The following is a 13,708-nucleotide window of genomic DNA, read 5'->3' as shown; positions in this document are numbered from 1 at the left end:
GTAGCCTTTTTTTGGAGTTGTAGACGTTTTATAAACGCGATGAAACGTTTCAGCAAGCTTAAAAGGCGGTATTACGTGGGCAATTGCCCTAAAGGGGTTGGGGGAAATTGGAAAAGCAAGTCGGTGCCATCGTTCGTCTTGAAGAAGAAAACGCGCTGTTGCAGCAGCGTTTTTTCGGGCGCAAGTCAGAGCGGACTGCTGACCCTAAAAACCCCGTAACCCTTGCTGAATTTGATTGCTCGAAAGCTATCATGGCTACCTGACGACCGATGATTACGCTGGTTACAACGCCTTGGGTGCGCAAACCGGTGTCGCTTAGTCAAACGCGCTGTCCATTTTGATGGCCAGGTAGGGCTTAAGATGAGTTTAAAGAACGAGCGGAGCAACGATCATGGAATACGACGATAAATTGATTGAAGAAGCCATTCTTGCCCTGTTGGTAACCTTCAGTTTTGATAACGGCAATGCTTGGAAAGGGTTCGACTTCGAGACCATGAGCCGACTGCATGAACACGGTTTCATCAGCAATCCGGTGAACAAGAACAAATCGATTTGGTTGACGGCTGAAGGGCTGGAGCGTGGTCGACAGATAGCCGACCGATTGTTTGGGGTAAGCACTCAAGTGGAGCATGGATCCGACTCGGATACCTGACTTCAAGTACAAACGGGGTCAGGCCACCACTATATAGAGTGTGGTCCGACCCTGACTTTCTGATTAATCGTGGTCTGCCCCCTATAGTCCCGTAGCGATCAGAACCATTTGACGACAACGCGTCGCTCTCCCACTCTGTTTGCCTCCTGTTTATTCACTAGGCTTCGATATGTCATTTGCAACAGTAGTGCTGCTCGACCGCTGGCCACAACCAAGTACATCCCCCGAACCCGTCGTGTTTGCCACCGACACGCAGCTATGTTTAAGGTATTGCGCCGCTGGGGAACAAATAGTTGTAATCCATTTTCCCCTGGTTAAAAAAATTCAGTTCGGCTCCCCAAACGACGAGGCTTTGGGGGCACATCCGCTTGTCAGACTTGGCCTCAAGCATTACCACATTCATCGAATAGATAATTCACCTTGGCTAGCAGAGCTTGAGCAGAGAAACGCCACTCATCCGCGACACGATAAACAGCGGTTTCTAGAAAATGCCATCCATTATGTCTTTACGTTTCAAGACTCTACCCTGGAATGCATCGTAATTGAGGGGGAGTTCTGGCATCCAAAAGTACAAGTTTTTACCTCGGAACAGAAGGCCAGGGATGTCTGGCGCGAACTGATAAATGACATAGACGCTTGACCCCAATCGTCACTTTTTCCCGACCGAGCGTTTATGTAACCTTACGAATTCACTAGCACTCTCGTTTTTAGAATACGGGATCACTTTATGCAAACTGACCAGACCAGGCTACTCGCGCTCGCACTGCTCGAGATCAGGACATTGCTTGCCGATTATCTGGGCACAGATGTAGATGCATCCATGAGCGTCCGTGTCGCGGCGCACATGGCTTACGCGCTCCACAATGAGGCGGAGGCTGCATACAACAACGCAGATTTTCAGATCGCCAATGCAAGCTTTAAAATCGCTGCAATCGATCAGATTCTTGGTGTCACTGACGGTGCCGAATTGTTGAGCAAATTTAACTTGGATAAAAGGCCGCGTTAGCGGAGGGCGGGTGCCGTTGCCCCATACCCTCATGGCGACAGCGGCGAGTCGTCCCTGCAACTGCCCGGGCGACATTCCGAACACTCTGTCGGGGTTATCGAGCGACCTCACATCCAGTTGATAAGCATGCGTCACGCTCCCGATGGCAGGGTCCAGAAACCCGGCGATCAGTTCGCGGGCTCGCATTGGATTGGGGCAAAGAAAGCATCGCCGCGGCCTTTTCTCTCTCCCGATGTGTCGCGCGTACAGCCTGCCCTGTTATTCTGATTCAGCAATATGGTGTGTAGATAAGATGCTATACGGTATTAAGTCACAGGAATGTCGGCTAATTGATAGTTAGGGAAAGCTGAGTATGCGTCGCTTAAAAGCCAATGGGTTGGTGTTTGTCAGCATTGCGATATTCTGTTCCGGCTGCACATCTTATTCGTCCCAGCCGACAATCCACGAACCCGCTGAACCCGAGACACAAGAAATCATCTCCAGCTTCAGTTACGCAATAAACTCCCCATGGAAAAACAGTCGCTTCGGCAAGGGCGCATACGCAGCGACACTCAAGGTTGTTCCCGATGCACGGGATACGGGCTCCAGCCTCGCCGTCCCAACCCTGCCGGCGTTAGAAATAAAGATCTCGGAGTTCTCATCTGGCGGCGCTTGCGGACAAGATTACCTGACGGGCTTGAGTCTGGGTTTGATCCCCAGTTGGTGTACGCGGACTAACCTTTTCAAGTATGATTTTATATTGAATAAGGATCAGCGCTTTTGCAGGCAGAAAACCTACACGATAAACTCTACGTCGTTTTCACATCTCACGTTGATTCCATTTGCACTATTCAATACGGACAATCAGCCATTTAAGCTCTATCAGGCGGCGCTTAAAGATTTTCTTCGAATAGGCCAATGTGCGCGTTGAGACGCATGTTAACAGGCTTTGGGGCGTTCGAAATTTATCTCAAGTGAGCGGCAGCTTTTGGCCGAAAGCAGACCTTAGTAAATGCCGGCTTCGGGTGAACCGTCGTAGTCGAAACATCTTGCTCGTTACCACCACGCGACACCCTTGCGGCGCTCATGCTGGCGCTATGGGTATTGCTAACACAATATGGCATTCTTGCCGTTCCTCCGCGCAAGCACTACTCGGGATCGAGTAGTGGATACTCATGAGCTTTTCTGCAATGGCGTCATTGGATATCCGTAGATCCGCCTTGAAACTCTAACGCCTTTTTATACAGATCAATCTTTCTTTGTAGATCGCTTGGTTTCGCTGGCAGGTCGAGAAACTGGTTAGCTTCGGCTAAAGACTGGAAGTCGTCGGATCGGCGTAGATGAAATAAGATGAGCTCTCTGAAATAAAACTGTATTTGATAACAATATGTTTTAGCGCGCTCGCTTTCTTCGCCGGCATGTACGCTCTGATTCCTATGTTCACGAAGGTGTTCAAGTACTTGTTGATGAAACTCGCTTTCTTCGAATAAGAAAGCGCAGCGTCGAGGTATGCCATCTTTATTTGAGTCAGATGGTGATGCAAGACATTCTAGTGCGCCCCAAAGCCTTATAAGAGCCGAATTGTGTTCTCTTTCATCCAGTGCTCGGACGTATCGAAGTAGCGAGTCCTTTATTACTCTACCGTATTTGCATGTTTTTAATCTTGAAAGAGCCCACTTGACGTTTTTACCAAATACTTCCGGCTTCGATGGTGAGTATACTTTACCTGCTTCAAAATATGGTTCATACCATACAGTCGATTTTGCTGGCTTGCCACTAAAGTAGTGTAATGTGTGCGTCTGCCCCAGCCTGACTTTATTTATGGCGGCCTGTTTATTTCCCATTAGCTCCATACTCGAATTTCCAAATAACGCCATAATCGCTCTGAGTATGTCTAAGCTTCTCAGTGCTTTCGTCGTGGCTCCCTGGTCGGTTTTGGCTTTCAACTGGATCTTAACCTTGCAATATTGCTCATGTTCGTCATTCAACGTACGGTGAGATGCCTTAATCTCCCGGCTCCTAGAGTAGTATTTTTTAGGATAGTCTCCAGAAAATAAATTTATATGTGTATCTTCAATGTATATTGACTTAAGAGTCAGGTGAGCAGGGTTGATGGATACAGAAGTGAGGAAACAATATTTTTCTTCTCTGGTAGCGAGCTCAGCTCGACAAATTTTCTGAATGTTTTCCATTAGCGCATCTTTAGTGAGCACTCCTGCCGTAGCAGTGATTGAAATACTTCTGGACAGAATTGAGTCAAGATTTAGTCCGTCCGATTTTGACGTTAACTCAATCATTGAGAAAAGGCTTGCGAAGGCATTGTGATATTCAAAGGCTTCGAATGATACTCGACCATCAACGGTTATTTTTTTTATACTCTCAATTTTTTTAATAATTTCTTCGGGCTTCAAATTGCTATTTTTAGTCTTCCATCCTATCTTCATATTCAGCCCTCTATTTTTTATCTGTCGGCTTTTAAGTTGTACAAAATAAATCGCTTGAGAGCTAAAAAATAAAACGTTGAGCGTCCCCTCTACACCCAAAGGACACGTTTAGCCGAAAGCTGCCGGTTGCGAATAGTAGTAATCGGCAACTTGTCTACACAAAACGTGGGGTGTCGGACGACGAGGCTTTTAGTTTAATACAGGCATCTAGAAACAAGCTCCCCAACGGAGAGATTTTAACGCCGCCGCGAATTACTCTAGCTTCATATTCGGTTTTTTCTGAAATGCCGAGGAGTATTTTTTGGGTTTCTTCGCCACTTTCCAATCTGCTATACCCATCAGAATCGTGTAGGCCATATACAGGCAGAATCTCTACAAGCCCCAGACGCCGCAAATTGTCTATGTAGTAAGGGCTCATGTTAGGTAGTTCGCAATGCGCATCATCACCAAGGAAGTTTATTAGTATTGTGTGGTCGTATCCCGCGTTGCTTTCTTTGACTTCTGCTCGAATAGTTATTATTGGGAAAGCATTTCGGTCTAAAAACAATTTCATTATTTTCGCTTCATCAGCCGTCATCTGGCGAATTATCTCAACGAATGCAGGATGAGAAGATTCTGCTGTTGCTTTATCCATGGCTGTGGCCAAAAGATTGGCATACAAATCACTAAGTGCTTCTTCATGGCCAATGTATCGAAGGGCATCCAATGCGGGCCCTGCCACATTAAGCTTAGGCGGTATTATATTTTCAACCGGTGTATCTTTAAGCTTTTCCGCTACTTTTGTCGTCACAAATTTGCTGAGTTGATCATAACCCCAAACTAGAGTGCTAAGAGGTGATAATGCGATATTCACTGTCTTGGCTACAGTGTGTAATCCTTTCCCGATCTCTCGAACCGAGGGCTGCAGCAAGTCTTGATAAATCGGAACTTCTTTGACTAGGCCTGTGACTGCATCAATCGTGCTTTTGACATTTCCTGAATCGGACATATATTTCTCCCAGTGTTCATATGAGTAACGATTGTGCCATGCATGCGTGGAATACGCACCGCTACATCCTTTTCCCTTCCAGTTATACAATTTGCGAGCAGTTGTCTTGAGTGAGCGTCCGCTTCTAGCCGATTGCAGCCGGACGTGCTCAGCCGCTTCCGACCAGTATCCGACTATCGCAAACTCCTAAGTCATACCACGCCGCGAGACGGCGTTAGCTTGGATGAATTATTAGGCGTACTATTCATACACATAGTTGACGAATGGATCGTCCAGCGTGGACAAGGCACTCCAATCAAATTCATAGCTATCAACAGTTGGCCAGTCTGTGGGAAAGCGAATCCTAAGCATGTCGCCAATAGATGCCTCCATTCCATCATTTCCTTCATATGTATAGTTACCGCTGATCGATAGGGACTTACTACCCGGCCCGTATTCCTCATTCATAAACTGGGCGGATATGAGAACATTGAGCCCGGCGAACGCATCCATTAAAGCGTCGAATGTCGCAAGGTGAAAATTCTCGTGCCTGTTGTGTTTTGACTTGTTGTAAGCCTGGTACCAACGTAGCGGTTCATCCGTGTTCCAATTTGCAAATGGCTTACGATGACCGTGGATGCCTTTCCAGCCAGGAATGCGAATTTCAAAGGCCGAAAGTCTGTGTGAGCGATTGATCAGCTTATAATCGCCAATGTTTAGGCTTTGATTTGCTCTGGGAAATTCGTTATCTAGAAAGATGGCTGTGAAATTTGCTTCGATTTCCACGCATGTTCTCATCAGTAGTTGCTGTATTCGATGAGAATAAGTATTTAAATTTGAATCGCTTGGTTCAATAAATGAGAATAACTCTAGCAAATCCTGTTGTAGCAATAGGAATGCTCGAACATAGTGTCTTGGATCTGTCGCATATTTTGGATGTAGCAAATACATCCACCGCCCACCTTCGGAATAGCTTCCATCGGCGAACTGTCGGCACGTTCTTCGGTAGGGTCTCGGTATGCTCATTTCACGCCTAATGTTTGACTTGTGAGGTGTTCCACAGCCTTAAAAACTAGCAGGGGAACGTCCGTCAGTAGAGGTAGAGAAAAACGACTGGCTTAACAGGAAGATTACGGAGCCATGAGTATAGTGTCCATAGTCCGCTTCTGGCCGGTTTCTACCGTTCGTGAAGGACAACAATCGGCAAACCTGTTACCCAGAGTTAAACCCCCGGTATCTGGTACACAACCGAATCATATTTCTCCGTCATCCGCCTCTCAATGACGACTCCCCCCAAAGCTTCGGCAATACGTCGACTCGCACGGTTCTGCGTCGCAACAGGATAGATGAAGTGCTTTGCCGCCACCCGCTTGCTAACCCACTGAACAACCGCCCGCACCGCTTCACCACCAAAGCCCAGCCCGTGTTTATCTTCACGGATCCAGATACCCAACTCCGGTGTTTCACTGCCGGTATGGTGCAGCCCGACCAAGCCGGTAAAACGGGCACTCACCAGTTCCCTGACCGTGAACACGATGTCGCTGCCATCCGCTATCGCAGGCAGCCACTGCTCCCAGACTTGCGCGTATTCTTCTAGCGAGGCAGGCGGCTCCCAGGACATGTAGCGAGTCAGAGACGGTGTGAGACAAGGGAAAGACTCAGCAGCGTCCTGCTCGCAAAAGGGCTCAATACTAAGGCGTTGCGAGAGAATGCGGATTGGGTGGGTGTCGACTGGCATTGCAGTTTCCTTCCTGGCGGCCGTTACTCCATTTATGCCGTGAACATACCATGCGGGTCGCTTCATCAGTATCAGGCTCTCTATACTGAGCCCCCAGGATGGTAGTTGGAGCACACCCTATGCCCGTCACACCCAATCAAAATTCCCCCATCATTTTGGTCCCCGCTCAACAAAGCGACTTGGATAATCTGGTAGCCATTCGAATTGAGGCCATGCGCGAAAGTCTGGAGCGTGTTGGGCGGTTTGATCCGGTCCGTGCGCGGGAGCGGTTTCTTAGCGGCTTTGAAGCTCGCTACACACGTTACATCGAGGTATCTGGAGAGAGGGTGGGTTTCGTAGTGGTCAAACATCACCACAATGAACTCTTGCTCGATCATTTGTATGTAAGGCCGAGCGCGCAAGGATCAGGGGTGGGGTCTGCTGTTCTCACGCAGATTTTCAAAGAAGCGGATGCAGCTGCGCTTCCTCTTAAAGTGGGCGCTCTCAAAGAAAGCGCTTCCAATCGCTTTTATACCCGCCATGGCTTCCAGTTCATCGAAAGCAGTGAATTCGACAATTATTATGTTCGTCAGCATGTTCCGGCGATTGGCCCGGCCTGCTAGCTGGATATGATGCACCTCGGCGTACGCAAAGCTCTGCCTTTTCAACAGGCTCGTTTTCAGCTTGGCCAGCCGGGTTCAAACGCTGCAATGCGACCAGGCACTGGCCACCGTTCAACAGAATCAGTTCATATTCCTGACCCGCCTTTGGGGTGAAACGGAAGGTTTGCTGGCAGGGTTAGCGGCAGTGGTAAGGACTCTCGCTGCGCAGTTCCTCGCCACTATGGTGATAGCCGGCAGCGGCAACCAGGACCACTGCGCAAGCTATTGAAATTGAAGGGTTGCAGGCTGGATATGTGTCAGTTCCTGCAGGTAGTGAATTCGCTATTCATTCGATGTGTCAAAAAGGCAACCCTTGGCTTAAAGAATTCTGGTCACCTGCCGTTATAGAGGTTGAGTCTTGCTGTCTTTTCTATGCAAGACGACGCGCAAGACAAGAGTCATAGTGATTATCAAATTAAAGGGATATTTATGAGATTCGCTAAACTATTCGGGGCAGCAACTCTATTCGCCTCTATGATTGCATCTGCCCAGGCAGGCATAATCGTCACCGTCAAGGTAAAGAACTCTACGACCGGTCCAGCCGCCTACACCTTCGAGTACTTTTCAGGGAGTGTAGCCCCCTCCCCAAGTACGATTCTGCCGTCTGCAACGACCACATTTGCCCTGACCAGTGTGGCGGATACGGTTTCAGGAATGCGCTTCGTCTATACGTCAGGTAATAAGAAATGTCGTTTTGCAGCAAGCCACCAAGTCAATCCAACGACTAAAGCTCCTAGCTGGACTAAAATGGGCACCAGCACTGGTTCGGATATGGCTACTTGCAATGCCACTATCACAGCAATTCAATCGACGCCTCCCTATAACTACACTGTCGAATTTGAAATCAAATAATCCGACATTTGTATAGGCACCCTAGCTGGAGATAGCTCTCAATCTATCTCCAGCGTATGGAGTATCACCATGGATATTTCGATTAAATCGTATCAAGCAAGCACACAGGCAAAAGTGTCTACACAAGAGAAGCCGCCTTCGTCCAACCCTGTAAATTTACCTTCAGGGGATGTCGCCCTCAAGACGACGGAGACCGTCACAATCTCCGATTCTGCACGGGCACTGTACGCATTAAGTAACGCTGATGATAAACAAGCCTCTATGTCCAATAAGGATTTAAAAGGACAATATGCAAAAGGTCAGAGCGACATGTACAATTTCGGGCAGCGGATTGCTGGCGGGAATCTTAATAATGAGGACCTGCTTCCCAAAACAGACGACCCTGCCCGTTTGGCGTTAGGTCAGCAGTCATTGGATTACGCAATTGGGCTCTCTAAACTCCCCCCGGAAAAACTTCCAAACCCATTTGAAGGTATGGCTCGAAACGGGCTAAGCAATATTGTTTATGATGACTCAGGAACCTATACGGATGCAGAACGATATGCCGCCTATGGGGAGCTTAGTAAGCAGGATGAATCCTATTTTTCCAAGTTGTACGCCAATATCACGAACGGCGGTGACAACAGTGAAATCTTCAAAGGCATCATGGACTATTTCGATGATCTTCCAGCGGTCGAGAAAGCGGCATACCCTGATGGCTTTAGGGACAGTATAAAAAGTCTTTACCAAGAGCAGTTAGAACAATCGGGGCCGCTCGCCCTTCTCAGGCAATCGACTGAAAACGACGCTGATAAATTGTCACCGAGCGTCTTCAACAAGGCACAATCACCGGAGAAGATGTTACAAGCCGTCTTAGAAAAAGCGATTGCTCTTTCGACGGCCTGACCAGTCCAAAGCAACCAATGTGTCACTGCACGGATCAATCAGGAACGTCAGCATGGTGGGGTATCCGACAGTATCAGCGGCTTGCCTGGGTACGCCACAGCACAGGCCAATACACCTGATCCAGCCCCATGCACGGGATCATTTCAGCCGCATGCGTCAGCGTGAAACCCTTACCATCGTAACGCCAGCGCAGCGCAGTGCCACAATTGCCCATACTCATCGCCCTTACCTGACTGCTAAGTTCACCCGTGGCCGGATCAAACGCTACGAAGCCCTGGGGCTCTCTTTCCGGCAGGTTTGGCACTTCGGCGATCAGCGCTGCACGCGCCTGCTCCGGGTGGTCCAGGGGCGCTTGGTAAATAGTGTAGAAACAGTTGTAGGCCCCACAGCCGGTTTCGATGATCACTAGCGCTTGATCTGAACTCAAGGCGTACGCTTTGGCTTTGGGCGCGACACCTTCATTCAGATCTTCCTGCCAGTCCTTGCGCGTGGCGACCACCACGGCATCCGTGATCTCTTTTGCTTTGTCCGGAGTCAGCGGGGGAGGCGCCTGCCAACTTGGCGCTATCGGAGCCGCAGGGGCTTGCGGCACGCCGCTGGCGGCTGCCGGCCCCTTGGACATCAGTGCGTCCTGCGTGCCGACCCGCCCTTGAACCGAGTCCATCAGCAACAGCGCCGCGCTCATCCCGCTTAGCGATGCGTACGATTTATCCTCCTTGAACGGCAGCACCAGGTAGTTGCCGTTGCGCAACTCTGTGATCAGGGCTTGGGCTGACTTACCGTTCAGCGCAAATACCTCGGGCGTATCGCCTTCTTTCAGTTCGCCAGGCTCAAATTGAGACTTCAGCGGATCGTCATCAAGTGTTGGCTGGCCGAGGGGTTTTGTGTAGCTGAACACCCCGACATGCAAGGCGCCCTGCGGGCCGGCTTCACGTGTGATTCGTACGCTGAACGTTGAAAAGCCAGTGTCATCGCGCTGCTGCACCGCACTGATGGCCGTGCATGTTCGTGTGTTATCGCAGCCGATAATCCAGTCCTTGATTTCGCGCGCCAACGGGACCTTCTCGCCAGCGTGCGCGCAGCCAATGCCTGCAGCCAAAAGGAATATGAAAGTGCTTCGTATCATCCGACCGATGCCTTTGAACAGGTAAAAGCGTATTAGGGCAGAATTATTTGCTCATACCTATTGCATGGCCGTCAGTCACAACAGAATTGCCGTACTGAACAATCGGCAAGAAAAAATGGGGCAGACTTTAAACAAATGAAAAACCGATATGTCGCAGCGTTACCTCCATCGTAGATAATCCCGCGCAACGTGATCCCGATCGGAATCACACTGTCGATCATAGGTCGTAAACGCATGAGCGCTCTGAACCATCTGATAAGTCAAATCTACGAGCAGGCCAAAAATGGAGACTGGGACAGCGTTATGTCGCAGTGGATGCAAGAGCCTTTGCTCGGCAGGCTTTGCAGCCTGTACCAGGCGCCGTTCTCCGGCTGGACGTTTTTGCACCAAGCCGCTTATTTCGGACGCGAGTCTGCATGCATTGAGCTCATTCGCCTTGGTGGTTCAGCTGCCAGGCAGAGCGCCAAAGGGAAGTCCGCAATTGAGGTGGCTCGGGAGCATGGACACAGTGAACTCGCTCTTCTACTGGATCGGTCAAGCTTTGAGGATCGCTCCTTGTGGTCAGTTCCGTCCAACCCGGCTCTGCTGCCCAGCAGTAACCTTTTCGAGGAGGCGAATGAGCGTCGAGCGAGTACGTTGATGCTCGTTGCCTATGCGGGAGGAGTCGTACAAATTCCCAGCGAAGCCAGGTATTACGCAGATTCGTTCGGACGCCCGCTGATTGGATGGCATGGCACATTCGATCCTCCCTGCGGAATGGATGGTGAATCGACGCTGCGTATGTGAAATGCCCAGTTTCTCGGCCTTGCCCATCGCATACAAACGGGGTCTACAAACGGGGTCAAACCACCATTATCTAAAATGTGGTCTGACGCTGGTTTCACCTGACCCTGATTTCACCCTACAACCGCTCAGCAATCGCGCCGAGTGCCCTGGCGCAGCGCATCGAGATGTTGTTGCGCGTGGGCGGCTTTGCAATAGGCGTTGAGGATATCTGCAACCTGGTCGCAATCCAGGGTAACGCCCTCATGCATCAGGCCGGCAGAATGGATGCGGATCTGCGGCTGGGGCTTTTTCAGGGCCAGGGCCTGGTTGCCGAACAGCTGTCGCGCGGAGCGATGAACAGGCAGGGGCGCATCGGGCCGCAAAAGCAGTTTCTGCACCGTCAGCCAGCCTTCCTCACCGACGGACACGTCGACAATGTCCACCAGATTCAACGGTGCGCTCAGGGTGTCCACAAACAGCTGGCGGCGGGTCAAGCGCATGAATGCGTGTTGCCCGGCGTTGCGGTGCTGCCAAGTCATCAATACAAACACCACCGCCATCACCGCGGCACATACGGCCAGGCCAGTGGCCCCGCGATTCAGGGCGTACCCCAGCAAGCCCAGGGCAATCAGCAAAAACAGCGGGCCGCGCACCTTGTACCGGCGTGAGTTGGTGAATTCGGTCTGCTCGGGTACGCGCTGGATAACCTGCTCGAGTTCGGCCATCGCACGCTCGCGCTGGGCGTCGCGGGAATCGGCATATTCCTGGCTGAGTGAACTGGCGAGATCCGACAGCGGATCGAAGGGTTGGGTCATGAGTCATTCTCCTTGGACGGTTGGTATCGGCGGTGATTCGGGCTGCGTGGCAGCCGGCGACGCCGTACGGGTAAGTTGGCTGAACCAGTGTCGGTCGTGTTCGGTGGGCACGCGGGTGGCCTCGGCCAGCAGTGCCTCATCCAACGTCACGCCCAACTGCTGGAGGCGTAATGCCGTCGGCGGGTGTGTATCGAAAGGGTGCGCGACGGCGTGGTCCAGCGCCGCCTCGTTCAGGCGCAGCGGCGTGTGGCTCAGGTGGTCGGCCAGGGCCTGGATCAAGTTGGAGTGACGCTCGGCGAGCAGCGTGGCGATTTCGCCGTCCAACGCGATCACCCGTAACAGCGCCTGGCAGAACAGGCGCTCACCGCCGATGTTGCCGCCCACCCGATCCGCGACCAATTCCTGAGCGCGGCCCCAGTGATGCACCGCCAGTTGAAAGTAATGCAGGAAACGTTGCGTCATCCAGATCGCCGGGCGCTCGATCCAGGCCGGGTCGGCATCCTCGGCACGGATAGACGCAAAATGCAGGCACATCAGGCTGAACTGCGCCCCGATCTCGCTGCCGCGCTCGGTATCGCGGCGGCTGAAATGGCCCAGCTCATGACCGATGATCGACGCGGTCTCGGCCTGGCTCAGGGTCGAAAGGTAGGTCAGCGGCAGGTAAAGGGTACGCCCGCAGAGCAAGTCGCAGGCCGGTTGCAGGAGCACATCGACGCTGGTGACGAAAAACGATTGGTCGATGCCCACCACTATATGGTCGGGCACCGGCGCGCAGGTGACTGTGGCCAGTTGTTCAATCCACGCCCACAAGGCCGGAGCCTTGTCACGCCCGATCCGTTGCCCCAGAACCCCCGAGGACGGGCTATCCAGGGCATGCCATCGCTGGCGCAGACGCCCGATCAACAAACATCCCGCCCACAGCACCGCAATCAGCGGCACCGCCACCACCAGCATGAACGCGCCACCGGCCTTGAAGTGGTCCCAGCCCCAGCTCAGTTCATACACCAGGCTCAGGGCCAACGCGCCCACCAACAGCCCGGTGTACGCCACCAGCCAACGCCCCAAGGCACGCCAGCAGAGGAACAGGCGGTCGTAGAGAAAATCCCGGGACTTCAGCGCGCGCCAGGCATCCAGCCTCAGCTTGAGCCACGTCGCAGGTCCGGCCACCAACGCGGCGAGGGCCAGCCAGTAGGCCAGCCCCGCCAGCACCTGAAGCACGCGCAGCCAGGCGTAGTCGCTACCCAGCCCCTGTGCTTGGCGCAGCACGTCATCGACGCGCCCGCCTTGCACACTGGCCCAGCCCATCAGTACCAGCGGCAGCAGCAACATCATCAGCGGCCACGACCATCGCGCGAATCGGCCCATGGCTCAGTTGGCCTGCAAATAATCGGTCAGAAAAGCCTGTGCATTGCCTTGGCTGGACAGGAACTCGTCATAGCCGACGTTCAGCGCCTGCGATTCGCCGGGCAGGTACAGCTCGCCCCAACCTCGTTGCAGCACCAGCACCACGAATTTCTGGCCGTCCACGGTGGTGGAATAACGGGTGTCCTTGCTGGTCTTTTCCACGGCCATTTTCTGGATCTTCATGTTCCAGTCATGGTCCACGCCCTCTACCTGCACCAGCGCCTGATTGTCACCGCGCGCACCGATGCGCAGGGTCCAGACTTTCACACCGCCTTCGCCGGCATAGGCCAGCACTTTTTCTGCGACTTCCGGGCGGTTGTCAGCATGGGCGACGCCCGCGATCAGGGCCAGAACCAAGGCCAACAGCGCTGCCCACTTGCGATACATCAACATTTATGGCTTCCTCGACAGTTCAGAGCCGACCATTGAAATCA

At 52.0% G+C, this 13,708-nt stretch carries 17 protein-coding genes; 9 read left to right on the top strand and 8 right to left on the bottom strand.

The genetic code is table 11. The features are described 5' to 3' along the window. Positions 1 to 107: 107 nt before the first annotated feature. The 5 genes from TU82_RS28630 to TU82_RS06255 all read left to right on the top strand — a co-directional run bounded on the left by TU82_RS28630 (position 108) and on the right by TU82_RS06255 (position 2,568). Positions 108 to 263 carry an IS66 family transposase gene (locus TU82_RS28630; protein ID WP_156421643.1) on the top strand — a complete coding sequence of 52 codons (156 nt, stop codon included), beginning with the start codon at positions 108 to 110 and terminating at the stop codon, positions 261 to 263. A gap of 128 nt (positions 264 to 391) precedes the next feature. Next, the gene (locus TU82_RS06265) at positions 392 to 652 is read left to right on the top strand and encodes a DUF6429 family protein (protein ID WP_057722260.1); all 261 of its coding nucleotides are present in this window, start codon (positions 392 to 394) and stop codon (positions 650 to 652) included. A gap of 169 nt (positions 653 to 821) precedes the next feature. Beyond that, entirely contained in the window at positions 822 to 1,292 is a 471-nt protein-coding gene (locus tag TU82_RS27670) for a hypothetical protein (protein WP_082631972.1), read from the top strand. A gap of 87 nt (positions 1,293 to 1,379) precedes the next feature. Further along, positions 1,380 to 1,658, top strand: coding sequence for a hypothetical protein (locus tag TU82_RS06260; RefSeq protein ID WP_057722259.1), 279 nt, complete (start codon positions 1,380 to 1,382; stop codon positions 1,656 to 1,658). A 352-nt stretch (positions 1,659 to 2,010) separates the two neighbouring features. Then, complete coding sequence (locus TU82_RS06255; RefSeq protein ID WP_057722258.1) at positions 2,011 to 2,568, top strand: hypothetical protein; 558 nt, start codon at positions 2,011 to 2,013, stop codon at positions 2,566 to 2,568. Positions 2,569 to 2,833: 265 nt separating this feature from the next. On the opposite strand, the gene TU82_RS28625 is transcribed toward TU82_RS06255, so the two are convergent. The 4 genes from TU82_RS28625 to TU82_RS06240 all read right to left on the bottom strand — a co-directional run bounded on the left by TU82_RS28625 (position 2,834) and on the right by TU82_RS06240 (position 6,786). Beyond that, entirely contained in the window at positions 2,834 to 4,081 is a 1,248-nt protein-coding gene (locus tag TU82_RS28625) for a hypothetical protein (RefSeq protein WP_072024038.1), read from the bottom strand. Positions 4,082 to 4,235: 154 nt separating this feature from the next. Beyond that, positions 4,236 to 5,069 (bottom strand): DUF4393 domain-containing protein, encoded by an 834-nt coding sequence (locus tag TU82_RS27665; RefSeq protein WP_072024037.1) that lies wholly within the window; start codon positions 5,067 to 5,069, stop codon positions 4,236 to 4,238. A gap of 240 nt (positions 5,070 to 5,309) precedes the next feature. Then, positions 5,310 to 5,834, bottom strand: a complete 525-nt coding sequence (locus tag TU82_RS06245; RefSeq protein ID WP_197678321.1) for a hypothetical protein — start codon at positions 5,832 to 5,834, stop codon at positions 5,310 to 5,312. Between the two features lie 436 nt (positions 5,835 to 6,270). Next, a complete protein-coding gene (locus TU82_RS06240) occupies positions 6,271 to 6,786 on the bottom strand; it encodes a GNAT family N-acetyltransferase (protein ID WP_057722255.1) in 516 nt (171 codons plus the stop codon). A gap of 119 nt (positions 6,787 to 6,905) precedes the next feature. Here TU82_RS06240 and TU82_RS27660 point away from each other — a divergent pair, with 119 nt between their 5' ends. The 3 genes from TU82_RS27660 (at position 6,906) to TU82_RS06220 (ending at position 9,164) form a co-directional block, all read left to right on the top strand. Further along, positions 6,906 to 7,388, top strand: coding sequence for a GNAT family N-acetyltransferase (locus TU82_RS27660; RefSeq protein ID WP_082631971.1), 483 nt, complete (start codon positions 6,906 to 6,908; stop codon positions 7,386 to 7,388). A 411-nt stretch (positions 7,389 to 7,799) separates the two neighbouring features. Continuing rightward, complete coding sequence (locus TU82_RS27655; RefSeq protein ID WP_082631970.1) at positions 7,800 to 8,279, top strand: hypothetical protein; 480 nt, start codon at positions 7,800 to 7,802, stop codon at positions 8,277 to 8,279. 69 nt (positions 8,280 to 8,348) lie between these two features. Then, positions 8,349 to 9,164, top strand: a complete 816-nt coding sequence (locus tag TU82_RS06220; protein WP_057722252.1) for a hypothetical protein — start codon at positions 8,349 to 8,351, stop codon at positions 9,162 to 9,164. Between the two features lie 73 nt (positions 9,165 to 9,237). On the opposite strand, the gene TU82_RS06215 is transcribed toward TU82_RS06220, so the two are convergent. Further along, complete coding sequence (locus tag TU82_RS06215; protein ID WP_057722251.1) at positions 9,238 to 10,290, bottom strand: DUF1176 domain-containing protein; 1,053 nt, start codon at positions 10,288 to 10,290, stop codon at positions 9,238 to 9,240. A gap of 234 nt (positions 10,291 to 10,524) precedes the next feature. Here TU82_RS06215 and TU82_RS06210 point away from each other — a divergent pair, with 234 nt between their 5' ends. Further along, positions 10,525 to 11,076 (top strand): ankyrin repeat domain-containing protein, encoded by a 552-nt coding sequence (locus tag TU82_RS06210; RefSeq protein ID WP_057722250.1) that lies wholly within the window; start codon positions 10,525 to 10,527, stop codon positions 11,074 to 11,076. A 125-nt stretch (positions 11,077 to 11,201) separates the two neighbouring features. On the opposite strand, the gene TU82_RS06205 is transcribed toward TU82_RS06210, so the two are convergent. From TU82_RS06205 to TU82_RS06195, 3 genes are read right to left on the bottom strand one after another with little or no spacing between them, the layout of a single operon-like run. Further along, positions 11,202 to 11,870, bottom strand: a complete 669-nt coding sequence (locus TU82_RS06205; protein ID WP_057722249.1) for a hypothetical protein — start codon at positions 11,868 to 11,870, stop codon at positions 11,202 to 11,204. 3 nt (positions 11,871 to 11,873) lie between these two features. Continuing rightward, on the bottom strand, positions 11,874 to 13,235 hold the full coding sequence (locus TU82_RS06200; protein ID WP_057722248.1) for a M48 family metallopeptidase: 1,362 nt from the start codon (positions 13,233 to 13,235) through the stop codon (positions 11,874 to 11,876). Positions 13,236 to 13,238: 3 nt separating this feature from the next. After that, entirely contained in the window at positions 13,239 to 13,667 is a 429-nt protein-coding gene (locus tag TU82_RS06195; RefSeq protein ID WP_057722247.1) for a hypothetical protein, read from the bottom strand. Between the last annotated feature and the right edge of the window lie 41 nt (positions 13,668 to 13,708).

Source organism: Pseudomonas orientalis, assembly GCF_001439815.1.
Classification (GTDB): domain Bacteria; phylum Pseudomonadota; class Gammaproteobacteria; order Pseudomonadales; family Pseudomonadaceae; genus Aquipseudomonas; species Aquipseudomonas orientalis.
Note: the sequence above shows the minus strand (reverse complement) of the source record. Positions and strands in the feature narration are given on the sequence as shown.

What these genes read in the sequence shown, in the direction of transcription:
- TU82_RS06265 (WP_057722260.1), top strand. Translation starts at nt 392, where the DNA reads ATGGAATACGACGATAAATTGATTGAAGAAGCCATTCTTGCCCTGTTG.
- TU82_RS27670 (WP_082631972.1), top strand. Translation starts at nt 822, where the DNA reads ATGTCATTTGCAACAGTAGTGCTGCTCGACCGCTGGCCACAACCAAGT.
- TU82_RS06260 (WP_057722259.1), top strand. Translation starts at nt 1,380, where the DNA reads ATGCAAACTGACCAGACCAGGCTACTCGCGCTCGCACTGCTCGAGATC.
- TU82_RS06255 (WP_057722258.1), top strand. Translation starts at nt 2,011, where the DNA reads ATGCGTCGCTTAAAAGCCAATGGGTTGGTGTTTGTCAGCATTGCGATA.
- TU82_RS28625 (WP_072024038.1), bottom strand. Translation starts at nt 4,081, where the DNA reads ATGAAGATAGGATGGAAGACTAAAAATAGCAATTTGAAGCCCGAAGAA.
- TU82_RS27665 (WP_072024037.1), bottom strand. Translation starts at nt 5,069, where the DNA reads ATGTCCGATTCAGGAAATGTCAAAAGCACGATTGATGCAGTCACAGGC.
- TU82_RS06240 (WP_057722255.1), bottom strand. Translation starts at nt 6,786, where the DNA reads ATGCCAGTCGACACCCACCCAATCCGCATTCTCTCGCAACGCCTTAGT.
- TU82_RS27660 (WP_082631971.1), top strand. Translation starts at nt 6,906, where the DNA reads ATGCCCGTCACACCCAATCAAAATTCCCCCATCATTTTGGTCCCCGCT.
- TU82_RS27655 (WP_082631970.1), top strand. Translation starts at nt 7,800, where the DNA reads ATGCAAGACGACGCGCAAGACAAGAGTCATAGTGATTATCAAATTAAA.
- TU82_RS06220 (WP_057722252.1), top strand. Translation starts at nt 8,349, where the DNA reads ATGGATATTTCGATTAAATCGTATCAAGCAAGCACACAGGCAAAAGTG.
- TU82_RS06215 (WP_057722251.1), bottom strand. Translation starts at nt 10,290, where the DNA reads ATGATACGAAGCACTTTCATATTCCTTTTGGCTGCAGGCATTGGCTGC.
- TU82_RS06210 (WP_057722250.1), top strand. Translation starts at nt 10,525, where the DNA reads ATGAGCGCTCTGAACCATCTGATAAGTCAAATCTACGAGCAGGCCAAA.
- TU82_RS06205 (WP_057722249.1), bottom strand. Translation starts at nt 11,870, where the DNA reads ATGACCCAACCCTTCGATCCGCTGTCGGATCTCGCCAGTTCACTCAGC.
- TU82_RS06200 (WP_057722248.1), bottom strand. Translation starts at nt 13,235, where the DNA reads ATGGGCCGATTCGCGCGATGGTCGTGGCCGCTGATGATGTTGCTGCTG.
- TU82_RS06195 (WP_057722247.1), bottom strand. Translation starts at nt 13,667, where the DNA reads ATGTTGATGTATCGCAAGTGGGCAGCGCTGTTGGCCTTGGTTCTGGCC.